This is a genomic window from Kitasatospora sp. NPDC056446 (assembly GCF_042796115.1).
Lineage (GTDB): Bacteria > Actinomycetota > Actinomycetes > Streptomycetales > Streptomycetaceae > Kitasatospora.
Genome location: NZ_JBHTRF010000001.1, coordinates 43,471 through 61,930 on the forward strand (window position 1 = coordinate 43,471; position 18,460 = coordinate 61,930).

The window sequence follows — 18,460 nt, forward strand, 5'->3', positions numbered from 1 at the left end:
GGACCGGCCCTCTTGGCCACTCCTCCGAGCGGGCCCCTCCCCCGGCCCGGCGCCGCCGGACGATCGGACGATTACCCGGCCCCGCCCCGCGCCCCTACCGTCGGGGGCACCCGCAGAGCGCTGTCGCCCCGTCGGGCCGGTTGCGGGAGGCGGGCGCCCGGGCCGGCTCCGCAGAGAGGCGTGCACCGTGTCCGTGGCCGCGAACTTCCGCAGGGCCAGGCAACTGACGGGCGGCCGGGTGCTGCTGTGGTCGCTGCTGGGCCGGCTGCCGGCCGCGATGGGCCCGATCGGCACGCTGCTGCTGGTCAGCGGGAGCACCGGCAGCGTGTGGTCCGGATCGGTGGTCGCCGGGGCGCTGGCGGGCGGTCAGGCGATCGGCGGCCCGGTCGTCGGCCGGCTCGCGGACCGGCGCGGGCAGCGGACGGTGGGGCTGGTCGCCGCCGTGGTCAACGCGGCGGCCCTGGTCGCGCTGGTCGCCGCGTCCCGGCACGGGCTCGCGCTCGGCTGGCAGATCGCGCCCGCCGCGCTGACCGGCCTGTCCGTCCCGCTGGTCGGCCCGCTGTCGCGCAGCCGCTGGGTCCGGCTGGCGGACGGCGACCCGGCGGCGACCTCCGCCCTGCTGTCCCTGGACGGGATCGTCGACGAGGTCTCCTTCACCGCCGGGCCGGCCCTGGTCGGCGTGCTCGCCACCGCCGCCTCGCCCGCCGCCGGCCTGCTCACCGCGGCCGCGCTGTCCGGTGTCTGCGCCACCCTGTTCGCGCTGCACCCCACGGCCGCACCGGGCGTCCCGGCGCCGCCGCACGCGCGGGGCCGCTCCGCCGGACGGCTGCTGAGCACGCCGTACGTCCTCCTCCTGGCCGGGATGGCGCTGCTGGGCGCCTGCTTCGGCTCGGTCCAGGTCGGCGTCACCGCGACCACCGAGGCGCTGGGCCGGCCGGGCACCGCCGGGCTGGTGTACGGGTTCCTCGGCTGCACCAGCGCGCTCGCGGGCGTCGCCACCGCCTCGATGCCCGCCCGCCGGGGCCTGGCGCCGCGCCTGCGGACGAGCGCGGCGCTGCTGTTCGCCGCCTCCTGCCTGCTGCTCCTCGCCGGCGGCGGCCTGGTGACGCTCACCGCGGCCGTCGGCCTGCTCGGGATCCCGGTCGCACCGCAGATCATCACGATGTTCGGCCTGGTCGAGCGCACGGTGCCCGCCGCCCGGCTCGGCGAGGCGATGGCGGCGCTGGTCAGCGCGCTGATCCTGGCCCAGTCGGCGGGCACCTTCCTCGCCGGCTGGGCGGCCGGCCGCTTCGCCCCGGGCGCCGCCTTCGCCGTCACGGCCGCCGCCGCGGCGGCCGCCCTGGTGCTCACGGCCTGCACCGCGACCGAGGGCCGCTACCGCCGCCGGGACGCCCCGGCCGGGACACCGGCCCCCCCGGACGGCGGCGCCCGCCGAGCAGCCCGGCCGGTGACCCGTCACCGGTGACCCCTGGTGGGCACCGGTGCGGCGTCTTGGCCCGGTGGCACACGCAGGGCAGCGTGTTGCCCGCACCGCGTCCGGTCGGCGGGTGCTCTCCGAGGAGCCGGGAGTCAGGCATGGGCCTCATCCACATCGAGCTGTTCGCAACCCTCGACCTCGTCGGGCAGGCGCCCGGCGGCCCCGACGAGGACCCGGCGGGGTTCCCGTTCGGCGGCTGGCAGGCGCCCCTGGTGGACGAGGCCACCGGGGCGCGGATCCTCGCCGCGTACGAGGGCACCGACGCCCTGCTGCTCGGCCGGCGGACGTACGACATCTTCGCCGCCTACTGGCCGCACCAGAAGGACGGCCCGATCGCCGAGCTCTTCAACCGCGTCCCCAAGTACGTGGCCTCGCGCGGCACCCCCGCCCTCCCGTGGGCCGGGTCCACCCGCCTCGGCCCGGACCTGGCCGCCGCGGTGCGCGGGCTCCGGGACCGGCACGAGCACATCAAGGTCGTCGGGAGCCTGGACCTGGTCCAGACCCTCCTGCGCGAGAAGCTCTTCGACCGGCTCGACCTCTGGGTGCACCCGATCGTGCTCGGCGTCGGCAAGAAGGTGTTCGACGGCGGCGCGGTGCCCACCAACCTGACGCTCCTCGAACCGCCGGTCGCCGGCCCGCGGGGCACCGTGTACCTGCGCTACGCACTCGCCGACGGCACACCCCGGACGGGGGACATGGGCGCGCCCGACCGAGGTCTCGGACAGGACGGCTGACCCGGCCGGGCACGGCCCGGGGACGCGGGTACGGGAGGCCGCCGTCCGGCCTCCCGTACCCGCGCGACCATCTACCGGTTCACGCCGCGACGGGCGCGGTGCGCGGGCGGTCGGTGCCCCGTTCCGCGCATGCCTCCTGCTGGAGGAGGACGGCGATCTGGTCGACGTCGTCGTTGACGTCGAAGAACCCCTGGATGTTCGGTGCGGCCGCGCCGTTGACGCCGACGAAGAAGGTGTAGAGGTGGCCGTCGTCCGCCTGGAGGTAGCCCGCGTACGTCTGCGCGTTGATGGCGAGCTGCTGGTTGAGCAGGTCGAATCCGATGATGGTGCCGGGCTTGGCGAAGACCTTGCCCTTGGCCGGGCAGTCGGTGGTGCAGTAGAGGGCGCCGGTACCGGACACCCCGAGGATCGGCAGTGAGGTGCGGAACGCGTCCGCGTCGGGGGTGCGCAGCCAGTACGCGAGCAGCTGGTTGAGCCCGGTGGGCGTGACGCGGTCGACGGGGACGTCACCGCGTCCGTCCGCCATCTGGAACTGGGTCGGGTCGACGTTCGCGGTCCGGGTGAGGAAGTCGCGGATGACCGGGAAGCCGTCGAAGCAGTTGCTGCTGCCGTGGTTGACGGCCATGTTGCACAGGGCCAGGTTGGCGCCGAGGTTGTGGCTGACGTTCAGGATCAGCTTGGCGTAGTCGCGGTAGGGCGGGGAGACGAAGGCGGCCACCCGGGGGTCGCCGGTGTACGAGGCCGGGAGCGTGCCGTCCGGGTTGGGGCCGGTCGGCGGGGCGGTGACGGTGACCCCGGCGCGGCCCAGGGCCTCGATCAGGGCGGTGCGCCCGAAGGCGTTGGGGTCCTGGATCGGCGAGTTCTTCAGGGCGGGCGGGGCGTCGGCGGCGATCGTGCCGGAGAGCGTGATCGCCGTGCCGTCGGGGGAGGCGGAGACCTGGATGTCGGTGGTGCCGCCGGCCTCCACCGTCCGGACGGCCGAGGTGACCTGGTACGGCGCGACCTGCGGGCGCCAGCTCAGCTGAGCCGGCTGCCCGGGGGTGGTCGGTGTGCTCAGCAGGTCGATCACGTTGTCGTTGATCATGAGGGGTGTCGGCTGGGGGCTGATCGGCGGGGGTGTGAACAGCCGCGCGTCGATGACGACATCGCCGTCGACGGTGGTGATGCCCGAGTCGTGGACCTGCCGGGCGATCTGGTCCAGGCCGGCGAGCGGGTCCTCCGGCGTGAGGGTGGCGCCCGGGACGTCGTCGGCGTAGGTGTGGTCGATGGGGGTGAAGTCGACCGACCCGTCCGGCTTCGTCCGGCCGCCCATGGTGAGGTCGCCCTGGGCGACGAGCACCAGGTTCCCGGTGAGGGTCGATCCGTCGAGGCGGCCGACGGCGTTCACCGGCGTGGTGAAGCGGTGGTCCGGGCCGAGGTCGTGCCAGGCACCGGAGATGGTGACCAGCTTGATGGTCGAACCCGGCATGAGGAACTCGTCGGGGTGGGAGGAGTGGACGACCCGCCCGTCCGCCGGGTCGATCTCCAGCACGCTCCACTGCGCGTGCTTGTACGCGGGTTTGTTCATGATCGCCGTGATGTCGGGCCCGAAATCGCCCTGCGGGTTCTCCGCGGGTGCGGCGGCGGCGGTACCCGCCACGACCACGAGCGCGACGCCGGCGGTGGCCCAGACCCGAAGCAGACCACGGATCCTTGATCTCATTCGCCCAGCCGTTTCTGGAGTCGGAAGCCCCGCTCCGCGGGGCGCTCTCGGCGCATGGTAGGTGCACGGACTCCGGGGGCGGGGCTGCTGCGCGGTCTGCCGACGGCGTGTGGTGTGAAGATCCTTCGATCAGTCGAAAGCAGGCACCCGTCCGACCGGCCGGCCGCCGCGGCGACGGTCGGTCAGTTGGGGGCGGCCGTCATGGAGGCGACCGCCTCGGCCACACTGGACCGGTAGTTGCCCATCTTGGGGTCCAGGACCCGTGCGCCGCTGCCGAGCGGGAAGTTCCGGGTGGCCGCGAGGGGCATGCCGCCCTCGTCGTCGGCCAGCACGTTGAACTCGTTGATGCCGGGCACGGTGCCGGTGGTGGCACCGCTCGGGTCGACGTCGAGCACCGCGTAGGCGTTCTGGCCCGCCGGGACCGCGAACCGCGTCGTGCCGCTGGCGAGCACCGGCTTGAGGTTGTTGCTCCGGTCGCGGGCCGCGGAGTCGCCCAGGTCCACCCCCGGGGAGGAGCTCACACTGCAGGCGCTCGCACCGTTGTTGCGCACCTCGATGACCCACTGGGTGGGTGCCCCGGCGCGGGCCGTCGCGCGGACCGCGAGGTTCTGGATGTCGCACGGGCGGGCGGCGGCCCCGGCGGCCCCGCCGTCGGTCCGGGTGCCGCCCGACGGGCTCGCGGCGGGCGGCTTCTGCGGGGTGTGCGTGGCGCTGTGCGAGGCCGCGCCGGTGGCCGGCGCGCCCGCTGTGGGGGAGCCGCCGGCCGCCGGGCCGGCCGCCGGCGGGGGCGTGACGGCCACCGTGGACGTCGCGGAGGCCGCCGGGCCGGCGGCCGTGTCGGAGTTGCCGGGCCCGCAGGCGGTCACGGCGAGCCCGGCCCCGACGACGAGGACGACGGAGGCGAGCAGCGGGCGACGGTGACGGACGGACATGGTGGCTCCCCGATGGCGATGCACGATGCGCGAGGCACGGTGTGTGCTGACTGCGTGGACACCTCACAAGACGGCGGACCGACGGCATTCGGTGCCACGTCCGGCGTCACAGTCGTCAGGACATGACAGGGATCGGACTGTGACACTCCATCAGCTGCCGAACGGTTGACACGGACGCGCGGGACGGCTCCACGACACCGAGGGCTCGGCGGGATCGAGGACACCGCAGGAAAGACGACAGGAGATGTCGGGTTCTGCGGGGAGAGTAGGGGTCACGGTCGGTGCCGTGGTGGCGCCGGCCGGGACGACCGACGGACGGACAAGGACCCCCATGCGCGAAACACCCGAGGAGCTCGACCGGCTCCAGGCCCTCCTCGACGCCTCGCTCTCCCGCTCCACCGCGCACCTGCGGTCGATCATCAGCGACGAGCGCACGCTCACCGCCGAACAGCTCACCGGTGTGCTCACCGGCATGTGCACGCTCGCGCTGTCCACCGTGACGGCGAAGGGCGAGCCTCGGATCAGCGCCGTGGACGGGCACTTCCTGCACGGGAAGTGGCACTTCGGCACCGCGCGCGGCGCCGCCAAGGCCCGGCACCTCGCCGCCCGGCCCGCCGTCAGCGCCGCGCACCTACGCGGCGAGGACCTGGGCGTGTTCACCCACGGCACCGCCGAGGTCCTCAACCCGCTCGACGGCGAGCCGGCCGCCGACTGGCCGGACCTGCTCGCCTACTTCCGGGACTTCTACGGCGACGACGCCTTCGACTGGGAGAAGGACGTCGTCTACTACCGGCTGCACCCGCACTGGATGGCCGTGTTCGCCCCCGACCTCGCCAAGCTCGGCGGGACGGCGGACGGGGCGTGACGTCGTGGCGCCTTGATGCCGTGGCCCCGTGATGCTGTAGCGCCGTGACCCCGCCCGCACCGGACCCGCCCGGACCCACCCGGGCCCGGGCCGCCGCACCCGGCGAGAATGGTGCCGCGCCCGCGCCCCGGAGGTCCGGGCGCACCGAACGGCGGCAGGCGGCGGAAGGAGCGGTGGGGTGCGGGCGAGCCGGGCCATCGCGCTGATGCTGCTCCTCCAGACCCGGCGGACGATGACCGCCGCCGAGCTCTCGGCCGAGCTGGAGGTCTCCGAGCGCACCGTACAGCGGGACGTCGCCGCCCTGGTCGAGGCCGGAGTGCCGGTGTACGCCGAACGCGGGCGCGGCGGGGGCTACCGGCTCGTCGACGGCTACCGCACCCGCCTCACCGGCCTCGAACGCGCCGAAGCCGAGGTCCTGCACCTGGCCGGACTGCCCGGCCCGCTGCGCGACATGGGCCTGGCCGGGCCGGCCCTCGCCGCGCGGCTGAAGGTCGCCGCCGCCCTGGGCGACGCCCCCGCGGCCGCCGCGCGGCGGTTCCACCTCGACGCGCCGGCCTGGTTCCGCGACGCCGAACCCCCACCGCTGCTCGCCGAGGTGTCGCGCGCCGTCTGGGAGGACCGGGTGCTCCACGGCCGCTACGCGGCGCGCGGCGGCACCCGGGACCGGCGGCTGGAACCGTACGGCCTGGTGCTCAAGGCCGGCCGGTGGTACCTCGCGGCGCGCGGCCCGAGCGGCAAGGTCGGCACGTACCGCGTCGACCGCTTCGAGACCGCCGAGGCCGGTGACGAACGGTTCGAGCGCGACCCGGAGTTCGACCTGGCCGGCTACTGGGACGCGGCGGCACGGGAGTTCACCCGCGCGATGCTGCGCGAGCGGGCCGTGGTGCGGCTGAGCCCGCTCGCCGTCGAACACCTCGCCGTCCTGCTGGAACCGACCGCCGCCGCCGACGCCCTCGCCACCGCGGGCCCCCCGGACGCCGACGGCTGGGTCACCGTGGCCCTGCCGGTCGAGACCTGGGACATCGGCTACCTCGAACTCCTGCGCCTCGGCCCGGAGGCCGAGGTCCTCGACCCGCCCGCCCTCCGCGCCCGCCTGGCCGAGGCCACCCGCCGCGCCGCCGCCCTCTACGCCTAGGCCAACCGAAGGATGGGCCCCGGGTTCGGGGGGACGGGGCAGCGCGCGCGGGTGTGATGGCAGGATGAGGGCATGGTGTCGAATCAGCCCTGGACGGGTCTTCACGGGGACCTGCGGGCGGCGAAGGCATCGGTGTACGACCCGGGCGGCTTCGTCTGCTCACGTCCGGTGCCCGAACCGGAGAGTGCCGAGTACGCGGCTTGCGCGTTCACGCTCGACGACCGCTCGGTCCGGTTCCGCGTGGGCAAGACCACTCCGACGAAGGCGGGCCAGTTCGTCACGGTGTGGCAGCGGTCCGAGGAGGGTCCGATCCGGCCCTTCGACTCCGACGACGGAGTGGACCTCTTCGTCGTCAGCAGCCGCGACGACGACGGTTTCGGACAGTTCGTGTTCCCGCGCGAGGTGTTGTGCGAGCGCGGCATCGTCTCCCGCGACGGCTCCGGCGGGAAGCGCGGGTTCCGCGTCTACCCGCCGTGGGTGGCCACGACCAGCCGGCAGGCCGGCCGCACGCAGGGCTGGCAGGCGGACTTCTTCCTCGACCTCGGTCAGGGCGGGCCCGCCGACCCGGTGCTCGCCCGGGCCCTCTACCACCCGTAGCCGCCCGCCGCGATGACGTGGGAGCGCCGTCAGCGGTGCGGGGTCGGGAGTGTTCCGGCGGTGACGTCCCAGCCGGTGTCGGGGGAGCCCACGTCCGCGCGGGCGCCGGGGCCGGGGCCGGGGCCGTGGAGGCGTCCGCCCTGCCCCGGTGGGGGGCAGACGGGCAGGGCGGACGCCACGTGGGGGGCGGTGGTGCACATGTGGGGGCTCCGGGAGGTTCGCACGTCACCGGGCGGAGGAGGGGCGGGCCGTGGGGGGCCGTTCGCCTCCGACCGGACGAATGAGTCGATCCTCACTCCGCCCGATCACAGGCATCTAACATGTCGATAACATCGGTCCAAGATCAATATGATGGTTCGTCACGTGCTTCGTCACGTGCGGGGAGGGGGTCGGCATGGGGATCAGGTTCGAGTTGCTCGGACCGCTCCGGGTGGAACTCGACGGACGGCCGGTACCGATCACCGGCCCCAAGGTACGGACGCTCCTCGCCCTGCTCCTCGGCTCACCCGGCGAGACCGTCCGGGTCGACAGCCTGCTGGACCTGCTGTGGGACGGCGATCCGCCCCGCACCGGGCTCGCGTCCCTGCACAACCACGTGAACCGGCTGCGGACGGCACTCGGCCCGTACGGCACCCGGGTGCGCTCGGCGCCCAAGGGCTACCGGCTGTCCGTGGAGCGGGACGAACTGGACCTCACCGCCTTCACCGCCGCGGCCGACCGCGCGCGCGACGCGCACGAGCGCCGGGACTGGCCGGCCGTCGCGGCGGAGACCGCCGGGGCCCTCGCCCTGTGGCGGGGCGAGCCGTTCGGCGACATACCGGTGCTGGCCGGCTCCCCCCGGGCCGCCCGGCTGCGCGAGACCCGCCTCACCCTGCTGGAACGGAGCTTCGCCACCGGCCTGCGCACCGGCCGCCACCGCGACCTGGTCGCGGAGCTGACCGCGCTGACCGCCGAACACCCGCTGCACGAGGCGTTCCACGCCCAGCTGATGCTGGCGCTGCACGGCTCCGGGCGCACCGCCGAGGCGCTGGAGGTCCACCGGGTGCTGCGGGCGGCCCTCGCCGAGGAGCTCGGCGTCGACCCGGGCGGCCTGGTGCGGGACGCCCACCGCGAACTGCTGGCCGCGGACTCCCCGCCGGCCGCACCGACCCGCGCCGCGCCTGCCCGCACCTCGTCGGACCACGCCTCGTCGGACCGCACCTCGCCGGATCGCGCCTCGTCGGCCACCAAGCCGGCCGCGCCGCATGCGGCACCCCCGACAGCGCCCGCGCCCGCCGCGCCCGGGACGGCCGTCCGCGTCCCGCACCAGTTGCCCCGGCCCGCCTCCGCCCTGATCGGGCGCGAACGCGAGCTGGAGCAGCTGACCGCCGCGCTCGCCGCGCCACGGGAGGCCGCTGCCACGGACGCCGCCGACGACGCCGACGTCGATGCCGCCGCCGATGCCGCCGGGACCGTCCCGGTGGTGGTCGTCTACGGCATGGGCGGCCTGGGGAAGACCACCCTCGCCGTGCACGCCGCCCACCGCCTGCGGACGGCGTTCCCGGACGGACAGCTGTACGTCGACCTCAACGGCTACGGCAACGGCCCCGGACGCGAACTGCGGGACGTCCTGGCGCGGTTCCTCACCGACCTGGGCGTCGACGGGTCCGCCCTGCCCGAGCACCTCGACGACCGGGCCGCCCTCTACCGCGACCGGCTGGCCCGGCGCCGCGTCCTCGTGGTCCTGGACAACGCGCACGACCTCACCGGCATCGCCCCGCTGATCCCCGGCACCGGACCGTCCGCGGTGATCGTGACCACCCGCCGCGCCCCCTCCGGACAACTCGACGCCATCCGCGTCCCGTTGCAGCCGCTCGGCACGGAGGGCCGCGACCTGCTCGCCCTGGTCTGCGGCGAGGACCGGGTCGCGGCCGAGCCGGAGGCCGTCGAACGCATCCTGGCCGTGTGCGGCGGCCTGCCCCTGGCCATCCGCCTCGCCGGCGGCCGGATCGCCAACCGCGCGAACTGGCCGCTGAGCGTGCTCGCCGACCGGCTGGAGGAGGCCCCGCAGACGCTGGAACTGCTGACCGGGGACGACACCTCGGTGCGGGCCGCGTTCGCCATGAGCTACCAGGCGCTGCTGGAGGACGACGGCCCGGGGGAGGCGGCCTCCGCCCGGGCCTTCCGCCTGCTGGGCGTCTGGCCGTGCTTCCCGCTGTCCCCCGAGGTGGCCTCGGCCCTGCTCGGCGAGCCGGTCGACCGCACGCTCGACCTGCTGGACACCCTGGTCGACGCCCAGATGCTCCAGTCGCCCGCCCCGCGCACCTACGTCCTCCACGACCTGGTCGCCGGCTACGCGACGGAACTGGCACGCACCCGGGAATCCCCGCAGGGCCGGGCGGCCGCGCTCGACCGCCTGCTGGCCTGGTACGCCCGCGCCGTCCACCACGCCGGCACGCTCTGCACCCCCTACTGGGGCGACACCGAACCGGTGGACGGGCTCGCCCCCTCCCCCGCGCCGCTGCCCCGGCTCGCCTCCCCCACCGACGCCCTGGCCTGGCTGCGCCAGGAGATGCCGTCGATCCGGGCGGCCGTCCGCCGGGCCGGCGCCTCCGACCGCCCGGAACCGGCCTGGCAGATCGTCGGCCTGCTCACCGGGTACGGCACCAGCTACTGGTGGGAGGGCCACTGGAGCCCCCTGGTGACGGACGCGCTGGGCCTCGCCCGGGCCCACGGGGCGCGACGGGCCGAGGCCCGGCTGTACGTCGTCCTCGCGACGATCCACGGCCACGACTGGGACCACGCCGCCTGCCTGGCGCACCTGGCCACCGCCGAGGGGATCTACGCCGAGGAGGGCGTCAAGGAGGGCCTGGCCATGGTCCTGCTCGTCCGGGCGCTGACCTTCCTCAAGGAGGGCCGGGTCGACGAGGGCCTCGCGACCGCCCACCGGTCCATCGACCTGTTCCGGGCCGTAGACGGCCGGGACAACCCCGCGGCCCAGTGCACCCTGGCCAGGATGCTCCTGGCCACCGGGAACGCCGAGGAGGCCGAGCGGATCTTCCGTCGGTACCTGGAGGTGTTCCGCCGCGAACTGCCCTCCCTGGTACCCACCACACTGACCAGCCTGGGCCAGTCCCTGGCCGCCCTCGGCCGGTCACGGGACGCCCTGACGGCCCTGGCCGAGGCGCTGTCCGTCGCCGAAGCCCTCGACGACCACAACGCCGCCGCGGTGGCGCTGCAGGCGACCGCCGCCGTGCACGCCCGTGCCGGACGGGCCGCCGCCGCCCGGGACTGCTGGACGGCGGCCCTCGCCCTGGCCCGCAGGGCGGGCCTGCGGAAGGTGACCGCCGAAAGCCTCGCCGGGCTGGAGTCCCTGGCGCCGCCGGTACCCGTGACGTTGCCCGCGCCGCTGCCACTGCCCTGACCGTCCGGCCGGCCGTCGGCGGGCCCGCAGTCGGCGGCCGGCAGTCGGCGGCCGGCAGGTGAATTCCACGGCATTCCCCGGTGAACCCCCGCCATTCGGCGGGGGCACTTCCCTGCCGCCCGGAGGGAATTTCCCAAGGTATTTCCAGAAATCGGGAAAGAGTCCGGACGGTGACGAAAAGCACCCGCCCACCACCGTCGACACCGGATTCCGGCCCGGCCTGACCTCGCCTATTAAACAGGCTGTCAATTTCACGGAACCTGGTGCTCACTATACGATCCCTTGGGAATCGAACACTGATCCCGCGGGCCCGAACAGCGAACCCACATTCGCCGGCCCGCCCCCCCTGGGCAGAAGAGCGACTTCGCCCACCCCCTACGCAAGAACGTGGCCATGCATTCCCACACCGCCCACATCGACGGCTTCCACTACGGCTGGATCAACCCGGCCCTGTCCTACCTCATCGCCTGCACCGGCGCGGCACTCGGACTGCGCTGCACCGTACGGGCCCTGACCCTGCCGCCGGCCCGCCGGCTGGGCTGGCTGCTGCTGTCCGCGGTCGAACTCGGCTGCGGCATCTGGACCATGCACTTCATGGCGATGATGGGCTTCTCCGTCACCGGCTCCGCGATCGTCTACCGCGTCCCCGAGACCCTCGGCAGCCTCCTGCTGGCCATCGTCGTGGTCGGCGCCGGCGTCCTCTACGTCGGCTACCGCCGCCGCACCCTGGCCTCCCTGCTGATCGGCGGCACCGTCACCGGCCTCGGGGTCGCGGCCATGCACTACCTCGGCATGGCCGCCATGCAGGTCCAGGGCCAGGTCTCCTACGACCCCCTGCTGGTGACCGTCTCCATCGCCATCGCCGTGGCCGCCGCCACCGCCGCCCTGTGGATGACCCTCAACATCACCGGCTTCGCGGCCTCGCTGGCCGCCTCCCTCATCGCCGGGGTCGCGGTCACCGCCATGCACTACACCGGGATGGCCGCCGTCTCCGTCCGGCTGGACGACAGCTTCCAGTCCAACGGCCTGCCCGCCTCGCAGTTCATCGTCCCGCTGGCCGTCGCCATCATGGCCGTCATCGCCATCGGCGGGTTCGCCCTCGCCCTCTCCCCGCACGACCCGGCCGACGCACCGGCCCGGGAGCCCCTGCGCGTCAAGCTCTTCGACCGCAGCGGCTGACCCACCGCAGCGCCGCGCGTGCGGCACACAGACCGCGAAGCCGGTCCGGCAGTCCGCCGGACCGGCTTCGCGGCATCAGGAGCAGGTGAGCCGCCGCGCGAACGCCCCAGCCCTCACAGGAACTTGAAGACGTCCTTGAACAGGCGCCAGGCCTTCTGCCCGACGGTGGCGGTGGCCCGCCAGCGCGCCTCCGCCTCGACGCTGGCGCGGGTGACGGCGAGCTCCTTGCCCGTGGTGCGGACCAGGTCGAGCCGGTGCGTACCGGCCGTCAGGGAGTTCAGGTGGTAGGTGCCGATGCCGAGCCGGGCCGCGGCCTCCTCCTGGGTCATCCAGTCGCCCCCCGGCGGCAGGGCGCGGTAGGGGAACGGTATCTGCGGCAGGTCGTCGATCCACGTCTTCACCAGGGCATTCTCCCCGAGGCCGCCCGTACTCCCGGCGCCGGGGCGGCCGCACCCCCGTGGCGGTCGCCCCGGCGCCGTGCCGGGCCGTGGGCCCGGCCGTGCCGTGGGCCGGGCCTACGGGTGGTAGACGACCTCGGGGAAGGCCTTCGACGGGCCGTCGAGCAGCTTGCCGCAGTGGCGGCCGCGCAGGTGGAGGTCGAAGAAGGCGCGCGGGTAGGCCTGCTGGATGAGGGTGCCGCGGTCGGGGTCGAGGGTGCCGACCTGGGACTGGATCTGCTGCTCGGTCAGGCCGAGCAGCTTCCCGGCCTGCGGGATCAGCGTCATGTTGTCGCCGTACGAGGAGTGCACGGCGCCGGTGACCTGGACGTCGAGGCGCCAGCCGCGCAGGTGGCCCCAGAAGGTCTCGACGTAGGGGCTGGTGGCCCGGTTGTAGATGGCGGTCATCATCATGAACGGACGGTCGATGTCGGTGGTGATGGCGGGGTTGCACTCCATCCGCCCGTCCAGGGTGAGCCCGGCCCGGATCCGCTGGTCGGCGACCATGGCGAGGCCGACGGCCGTGCCGCCCTTGGACCAGCCGGCGGCGCCGATGTTCCGCGCGTCCAGGCCGCCGAGCAGGCCGGCCGGCAGGGCGCGGCCGTCGACGTCGGGGTTGCGGCCGTTGGCGAGGTCGACGACGCGGTCGAGGAGGAAGAGCAGGTCGGCGGCGTAGTCCCGCGGCGCCACGGGGGCGACGCTGTCCCGGGTGACGACGGTCCCGTCCGGGAACTCGGTGATGCCGTCGTGGGTGTGGTCGACGGTGACGACGGCGAAGCCGTGGCTGGCCAGCTCCTGGACCATGATCGTGTGGTCGGCGCGGTGGCTGCCCGCGCCGTGCGAGTAGAGGACGACGGGCAGCGGCCGGCCGGCGCGGTGGACGGGCGCGCCCTGGTGGCCGGCGGTGAGCGGGGCGAGCGCGAGCGGGAGCGGGAAACCGACGTCGTCGAGGAAGGCCTTCAGGGCGCCGTCGGTCATCCAGGGGGCGAGCGGGTACGCGTCGGCGTCCGCAGTCCGGGCCGGGTACCAGACGGTGGCCATCAGCTCGCGGAACCGGCCGGGCCGGGCGTTCGGGTCGAGCCGGGACTCGTCGCGCAGGTGCAGCGGCACCATGCCCACCGGGAAGGGGCCGGTGGGTGCGGTCAGGGTGAGCCGCGCGGGCGAGCCGGTGCCGGTGCCTGTGGGGGCAGGAGCGGGAGCGGGAGCGGGGGCGGGGGCGGCCGAGGCGGCGCGGGCGAGGCCGAGCGGCGCGACGGCGCCCAGGGCGAGGGCGGTGCCCAGCATGCGGCGGCGGGTGGGTCCGGTGCGGTGGGCGACCGGCGTGGTGTCCATCGGCGTGGTGTCCATGCCCGGAACGGTGTCACGGGGGGCGGACGGGCGGCATCGGCCCACCGGTTGATCATCCGTCACCACGCATTGGCCCAGGGGTTTACATCCCCGGGCTGATGCGGAGCGGCCCTCGGCCGCAGGGCCCGCCACCGCGCCCGCCTCACATGACGAGGCACCGGCCCGCGAGCCGGTGCCTCGTCAGAGCGGAGCCGTGCGGTCCTAGATCGCGGCCCAGCCGGTCCAGTTGCCCTCGACGGTGCGGACGCGGCTCCAGATCCGGCCGTCGGTGCCCCGCGCGCCGATCTCGAAGTTGCCGCCGCCCGTGTCCGAGGCGAGGATGCCGACCGGGCCGGCCAGGGTGCCGCCCATGGACAGCCAGCCGCTCTTGCTGCCGGACTTGTCGGTCCAGCGGGTCCACACGGCGCGGTCGGTGCCGATGACGAAGACCTCCTGGCGGCCGTCCCGGAAGTAGTACGTCGCCGTGCCGTCGCCGTACGAGCCGCCGCAGATGTACTTGCCGCCCCACACCGGGCTGCTGCACGTGCTGGTGCCGTCGGTGCCCTTGCCGGTGCCGGGGACCGTACGGCCCGTGTCCGCCGCGCTCGCGGGCACCGCCGCGACGGAGAGCGCGGCGAAGGCGGCCGCGGAGACGGCGAGGGCCTTGATGAACTTCATGACTGCTCCAGAGGAGAGACGTGACGACCGGTCGGGCCCGGACGAACGGCCGGGCCCTCACCAGTGCTGACGGAGGCACCCGCGCGACGGGTTCAACTGTCCGGGCACTCGCGTCGGTTCGGCTCCCGGCGACGGCACGCGCGTGCCGCGTCGGCCCGGCTCCCGCCCGCACGTCAGCCGTGCACGTCAGCCGCGTCCGCCGCCCGCCCGCCGCCCGCCGCCCGCCCGTCAGCCGCCCGGGGCCGGGGGCAGCCGGAAGCCGACCTCGGCGCCGCCGCCGGGTGCGGCGGTGGCGAAGACGGTGCCGCGGTCGGCGGCGACGAGGTCGTGGACGATGGCCAGGCCCAGCCCCGAGCCCGGGGTGGACTGGGTGCCGGCGGCGCGGTAGAAGCGTTCGAAGACGGCCTGCCGGTCGTCGGGTGCGATGCCGGGCCCGTGATCGCGCACGGCCAGCCGGGTACCGGTGACGCGGATCTCCACCGGGGTGCCGTCCGGGCTGAACTTGACGGCGTTGCCCACCAGGTTGTCCACGCAGCGCTGCAGGGCGCGCGGCCGGGCCAGCACCGTGACGGGCCCCTCGGCGGTGACGGCGATCTCCCGGCCGGTGCGGCGGCGGAAGCGCCGGGCGCTGTCCTCGGCGGCGGCCGGCAGGTCGAGCGGCTCCGGGTCCTCCGCGGCCTGCTGGTCGGTGGCCAACTCGACCAGCTCGCGCACGAGTTCGTCGAGCGCGACGGTCTCGGTGACCAGGGTGGCGAGGATCTGCTCCTCGTCCTCGGGGGCGAGCCGGCCCCGGGCGCGCTGGAGGAGTTCGGCGCAGCCGCGTACCGAGGTCAGCGGGGTGCGCAGTTCGTGGCTGGCGTCCTGTACGAGGCGCTGCTGCTGCTCGCGGGAGCGGCGCAGCGCGCCGACCATGGACTCGAAGGCCCGGGTGAGGCCGCCGACCTCGTCGCGTCCGGCGGCGGGCAGCGGGGTGGCCAGGTCGCGGGTGGTGGTGATGTGCTCGGCGGCGAGGGCCAGGCGGCGCACCGGGCGCAGGATCCGGCCGAGGACGAGCCAGCTGAGCAGGGCGCAGGCGGCGGCCGCTGCCACGCTGGTGGCGGTGATGCGGTGCAGGAACGCTTCGTCGACCTCGGTGGCTCCGGCGTAGGTCTGGCCGACCATCACCGCGCCCTGCCCATCGGGGCGGGCCTGGGTGAGGATGCCGTAGGGGGTGCCGTCGACGGTGACGTCCTCCTGGTGGGAGCCCTGCCCGGTGCGGGCGACCTCCAGGGCCCGGGCGGAGACCGGCAGCGCCGGACCGCCGGGGGCCAGCGGCCGGGCGGTGCCGTCGGCGGGGAGCAGCTGTTCGACGGTGTCGGGCCGGGCGGGCGGGAGCCGGTCGAGTTCCAGGGCGGCGAGCACGGTCTGGGCCCGGTCCTGGAGGCTGCGGTCGAGCTGTTCGGCGACCAGGGTGCTGACGCCCCGGTAGGCGGCGGCGACGGGTACGGCGATCGCCAGCAGGACGGAGGCGAGGACCACGAGGCCGATCCTGGTGCGCAGCATCAGGCGGTCCGGGCGGTGTAGCCGACGTTGCGCACGGTGTGGATCAGCCGGGGTGCGCCGTCCTCCTCGGTCTTGCGGCGCAGGTAGCCGACGTAGACGTCGAGCGAGCGCGAGTCGGTGTCGAAGTCGTAGCCCCAGATGCGCTCGTAGATCTGGTGGCGGGTCAGGACGGTGCCCTGGTTGCGCAGGAGCAGTTCCAGCAGGTCGAACTCGGTCTTGGTGAGGTCGAGCCGTCGGCCGGCGCGGTGGGCCTGGCGGGCGGCGGGGTCCAGGGCGAGGTCGGCGAGGCCGAGTTCGGGGCTTTCGCCGCTCCCGGTGCCGAGCAGGCCGGTGCGGCGCAGCAGGGCGCGTATGCGGGCCAGCAGTTCCTCGGTGGCGAAGGGCTTGGCGAGGTAGTCGTCGGCGCCGGCGTCCAGTCCGGCGACCCGGTCGCCGAGCTGGTGGCGGGCGGTGAGGACGAGGACGGGCAGGCGGTCGCCGCGCCGGCGCAGCATCCGGCAGAGGGCGAGGCCGTCGAGTCGGGGCATGACCACGTCCACCACCGCGAGGTCGGGGCGCCGGTGCTCCAGGAGGTCCAGGGCTTCCTGGCCGTCGGCGGTGGTGAGTACCCGGTAGCCCTCGAAGCGGAGCAGGTGGTCGAGGGTGTTGCGGACGCCGGGGTCGTCCTCGACGACCAGGATGGTGCGCCCTGCGGCGGTGGGATCTGTCATGGTGTCATTTTCGCTGGTGGCGGGCGTGGTCATGCCGGTCGGTCAACGCGTCAGCGGGGGACGGGGACGACGGGGACCGGCGGGATCTGCGCGAGGCAGGAGGTGTCGCCGACCTCGCCGGTGCGGATGAAGCGGGCCGAGATGTCCAGCGTGCAGCCGGTGGACTCCATCTCCGGGACGTGCCCGCTGTTGGGCACGGAGACGAAGGCGCTGTGGCGGAACTGGGCGGCGGACAGCCGGGAGTTGGCCTCGGGGGTGTTGGTGTCGAGGTCGCCGGAGAGCACCAGGACGGGCACGTCGGGCAGGTTCTTCAGGTCGGTCGGCTGCGGGCGGGCGGTGCCGCGGCGCGGCCAGTCCAGGCAGTTGTCGCCGCCGTCGGTCTGGCCCTCGGTCCAGCCCTTGGCGCTGAAGGCCCCGAAGTCGGCCGGGTCGGCGGCGGCCAGAGCGGCGCGGTACTGGCGGCGGCGCTCGGCCGGCGGGGCGTCCGGGTCCCAGGCGCGGGCGTAGTCGTTGCAGGTGACGGCCAGGAAGGAGGCCTGGTCCTCGGTTCCGGTGTGCTCGACCTCGGCGCGTACCAGGGCGGTCAGCGGTCGCTCGTCGCCTGCGGCGAGGGCGTGCAGGGCGGCGGGCAGGGCTCCGAGCAGCCCGGGCTCGTCGGGGTGCAGGCCGATGCCGCGGGTGGCGGGCTCGTACAGCAGGTCGGCGAGCTTGTCCTCGCCGAAGACCACGGTGCGCGGCCGGCCGGCGAGGGAGGCGGTCAGCACCAGGGGGCGGGTGCGCAGCCGCTCGGTGACGGCGGCGAGGTCGTGCACGACGGTGTCCGGGTCGCAGGCCCCGCTGCGCTCGCAGATCCGGCGCAGGGTCAGGGAGACCTGCTGGGCGCCGGGCCGGGCCAGGGAGTCGAAGGCGAGCGGGTAGGCGCCGGAGAGCACCATCTTCTCGACCCGCTCGGGGTGGCGGTCGGCGTAGACCGGCATCAGGTAGGTGCCGTACGACAGGCCGTAGAGGACGAGTTTGGGTGCGCGCAGGCGCTCGCGGGCGGCGTCGAGGTCGTCGGCGGTGGCGGCGCTGGTGTAGGCGCGGGCGCGCGGGCCGAGTTCCTCGGCGCAGTCGGCGACGGCCCGGCGCTGGCCGGCGCGCGGGGCCCAGCGGTACTCGGCCTCGGTGACGTCGCAGGGCAGCCGGCCGGAGCGGCCGGTGCCGCGCGGGTCCAGCAGGAGGACGTCGTGGTCGTCCAGTACTCCCTGCAGGGCGGCGGCCACCTGCCGGGCGCGGTCGATCATGGTCTCGCCGGGGCCGCCCGGGTTGAGCGCGACGGTGCCCTTGGCCGGGCCGGGGAGGCTGTGGCGGACCACCGCATAGCTCACGTCGATGCCGCCCAGGCGCGGTTCGTCCGCGACGAGCGGGCGGCGCATGGTCGTGCAGTCGACCCGGTGGCCGGGGACGGTCGGGCACCACGCGGGCCCGGCCTTCGGCTTGCCGGGGGCGGCCTGCGCGGGCTGGGCGGCGGCCATTGGCAGTGCGGCCGCCAGCACCGCCAGGGCCGCGGCGGCCAGGGCGGCCCGCCGGGGGCGCTTGGCGCTGTTCGCGGTGGTGTGGGTGGTCGCTGTGCTCGCCGTGTTCGTGGTGCTCGCGGTGCTCGCGGTGCTTCCCGTGTTCGCCGTGTTCGTGGTCATCGCCGTGCCCTCCGTACGTCCTGCGGTCGGTGTGGGCACGACCTTGCCGGGTGCCCGTCAGCCGTTC

General features: G+C 75.0%; 16 protein-coding genes. 7 read left to right on the top strand and 9 right to left on the bottom strand.

What is annotated here, in order from left to right:
• Nucleotides 1-187: 187 nt before the first annotated feature.
• Nucleotides 188-1,465, top strand: coding sequence for an MFS transporter (locus ACFQ6N_RS00215; protein ID WP_380645839.1), 1,278 nt, complete (start codon nucleotides 188-190; stop codon nucleotides 1,463-1,465).
• A gap of 110 nt (nucleotides 1,466-1,575) precedes the next feature.
• Nucleotides 1,576-2,211 (top strand): dihydrofolate reductase family protein, encoded by a 636-nt coding sequence (locus ACFQ6N_RS00220; protein ID WP_380645840.1) that lies wholly within the window; start codon nucleotides 1,576-1,578, stop codon nucleotides 2,209-2,211.
• A 79-nt stretch (nucleotides 2,212-2,290) separates the two neighbouring features.
• On the opposite strand, the gene dacB is transcribed toward ACFQ6N_RS00220, so the two are convergent.
• Both dacB and ACFQ6N_RS00230 read right to left on the bottom strand, forming a co-directional pair.
• The gene (dacB, locus tag ACFQ6N_RS00225) at nucleotides 2,291-3,913 is read right to left on the bottom strand and encodes a D-alanyl-D-alanine carboxypeptidase/D-alanyl-D-alanine-endopeptidase (protein ID WP_380645841.1); all 1,623 of its coding nucleotides are present in this window, start codon (nucleotides 3,911-3,913) and stop codon (nucleotides 2,291-2,293) included.
• A gap of 182 nt (nucleotides 3,914-4,095) precedes the next feature.
• Nucleotides 4,096-4,845 carry a DUF4232 domain-containing protein gene (locus ACFQ6N_RS00230; protein ID WP_380645842.1) on the bottom strand — a complete coding sequence of 250 codons (750 nt, stop codon included), beginning with the start codon at nucleotides 4,843-4,845 and terminating at the stop codon, nucleotides 4,096-4,098.
• A gap of 331 nt (nucleotides 4,846-5,176) precedes the next feature.
• On the opposite strand from ACFQ6N_RS00230, the gene ACFQ6N_RS00235 reads away from it, so the two are divergent.
• The 3 genes from ACFQ6N_RS00235 to ACFQ6N_RS00245 all read left to right on the top strand — a co-directional run bounded on the left by ACFQ6N_RS00235 (nucleotide 5,177) and on the right by ACFQ6N_RS00245 (nucleotide 7,442).
• Nucleotides 5,177-5,710, top strand: coding sequence for a pyridoxamine 5'-phosphate oxidase family protein (locus tag ACFQ6N_RS00235; RefSeq protein WP_380645843.1), 534 nt, complete (start codon nucleotides 5,177-5,179; stop codon nucleotides 5,708-5,710).
• 178 nt (nucleotides 5,711-5,888) lie between these two features.
• On the top strand, nucleotides 5,889-6,845 hold the full coding sequence (locus ACFQ6N_RS00240) for a helix-turn-helix transcriptional regulator (protein WP_380645845.1): 957 nt from the start codon (nucleotides 5,889-5,891) through the stop codon (nucleotides 6,843-6,845).
• A gap of 72 nt (nucleotides 6,846-6,917) precedes the next feature.
• Nucleotides 6,918-7,442, top strand: coding sequence for a MepB family protein (locus tag ACFQ6N_RS00245; RefSeq protein WP_380645846.1), 525 nt, complete (start codon nucleotides 6,918-6,920; stop codon nucleotides 7,440-7,442).
• 29 nt (nucleotides 7,443-7,471) lie between these two features.
• Here ACFQ6N_RS00245 and ACFQ6N_RS00250 read toward each other — a convergent pair whose 3' ends face one another.
• Nucleotides 7,472-7,642, bottom strand: coding sequence for a hypothetical protein (locus tag ACFQ6N_RS00250; protein WP_380645847.1), 171 nt, complete (start codon nucleotides 7,640-7,642; stop codon nucleotides 7,472-7,474).
• 194 nt (nucleotides 7,643-7,836) lie between these two features.
• Between ACFQ6N_RS00250 and ACFQ6N_RS00255 the strand changes: the two genes are divergently transcribed.
• A complete protein-coding gene (locus tag ACFQ6N_RS00255) occupies nucleotides 7,837-10,845 on the top strand; it encodes a BTAD domain-containing putative transcriptional regulator (RefSeq protein WP_380645848.1) in 3,009 nt (1,002 codons plus the stop codon).
• 393 nt (nucleotides 10,846-11,238) lie between these two features.
• Nucleotides 11,239-12,024, top strand: coding sequence for an MHYT domain-containing protein (locus tag ACFQ6N_RS00260; protein ID WP_380645849.1), 786 nt, complete (start codon nucleotides 11,239-11,241; stop codon nucleotides 12,022-12,024).
• 113 nt (nucleotides 12,025-12,137) lie between these two features.
• On the opposite strand, the gene ACFQ6N_RS00265 is transcribed toward ACFQ6N_RS00260, so the two are convergent.
• From ACFQ6N_RS00265 to ACFQ6N_RS00290, 6 genes are all read right to left on the bottom strand, one after another.
• A complete protein-coding gene (locus ACFQ6N_RS00265) occupies nucleotides 12,138-12,425 on the bottom strand; it encodes a hypothetical protein (protein WP_380645850.1) in 288 nt (95 codons plus the stop codon).
• A gap of 114 nt (nucleotides 12,426-12,539) precedes the next feature.
• The gene (locus ACFQ6N_RS00270; protein WP_380645851.1) at nucleotides 12,540-13,808 is read right to left on the bottom strand and encodes an alpha/beta hydrolase family protein; all 1,269 of its coding nucleotides are present in this window, start codon (nucleotides 13,806-13,808) and stop codon (nucleotides 12,540-12,542) included.
• A 201-nt stretch (nucleotides 13,809-14,009) separates the two neighbouring features.
• Nucleotides 14,010-14,465 (bottom strand): hypothetical protein, encoded by a 456-nt coding sequence (locus ACFQ6N_RS00275; protein ID WP_380645852.1) that lies wholly within the window; start codon nucleotides 14,463-14,465, stop codon nucleotides 14,010-14,012.
• A 228-nt stretch (nucleotides 14,466-14,693) separates the two neighbouring features.
• Entirely contained in the window at nucleotides 14,694-16,007 is a 1,314-nt protein-coding gene (locus tag ACFQ6N_RS00280) for an ATP-binding protein (protein ID WP_380645853.1), read from the bottom strand.
• Nucleotides 16,007-16,717, bottom strand: coding sequence for a response regulator transcription factor (locus tag ACFQ6N_RS00285; protein WP_380645854.1), 711 nt, complete (start codon nucleotides 16,715-16,717; stop codon nucleotides 16,007-16,009). The genes ACFQ6N_RS00280 and ACFQ6N_RS00285 overlap by 1 nt, the downstream gene beginning before the upstream one ends.
• A 50-nt stretch (nucleotides 16,718-16,767) precedes the next feature.
• On the bottom strand, nucleotides 16,768-18,393 hold the full coding sequence (locus ACFQ6N_RS00290; RefSeq protein WP_380645855.1) for an alpha/beta fold hydrolase: 1,626 nt from the start codon (nucleotides 18,391-18,393) through the stop codon (nucleotides 16,768-16,770).
• Nucleotides 18,394-18,460: the final 67 nt, after the last annotated feature.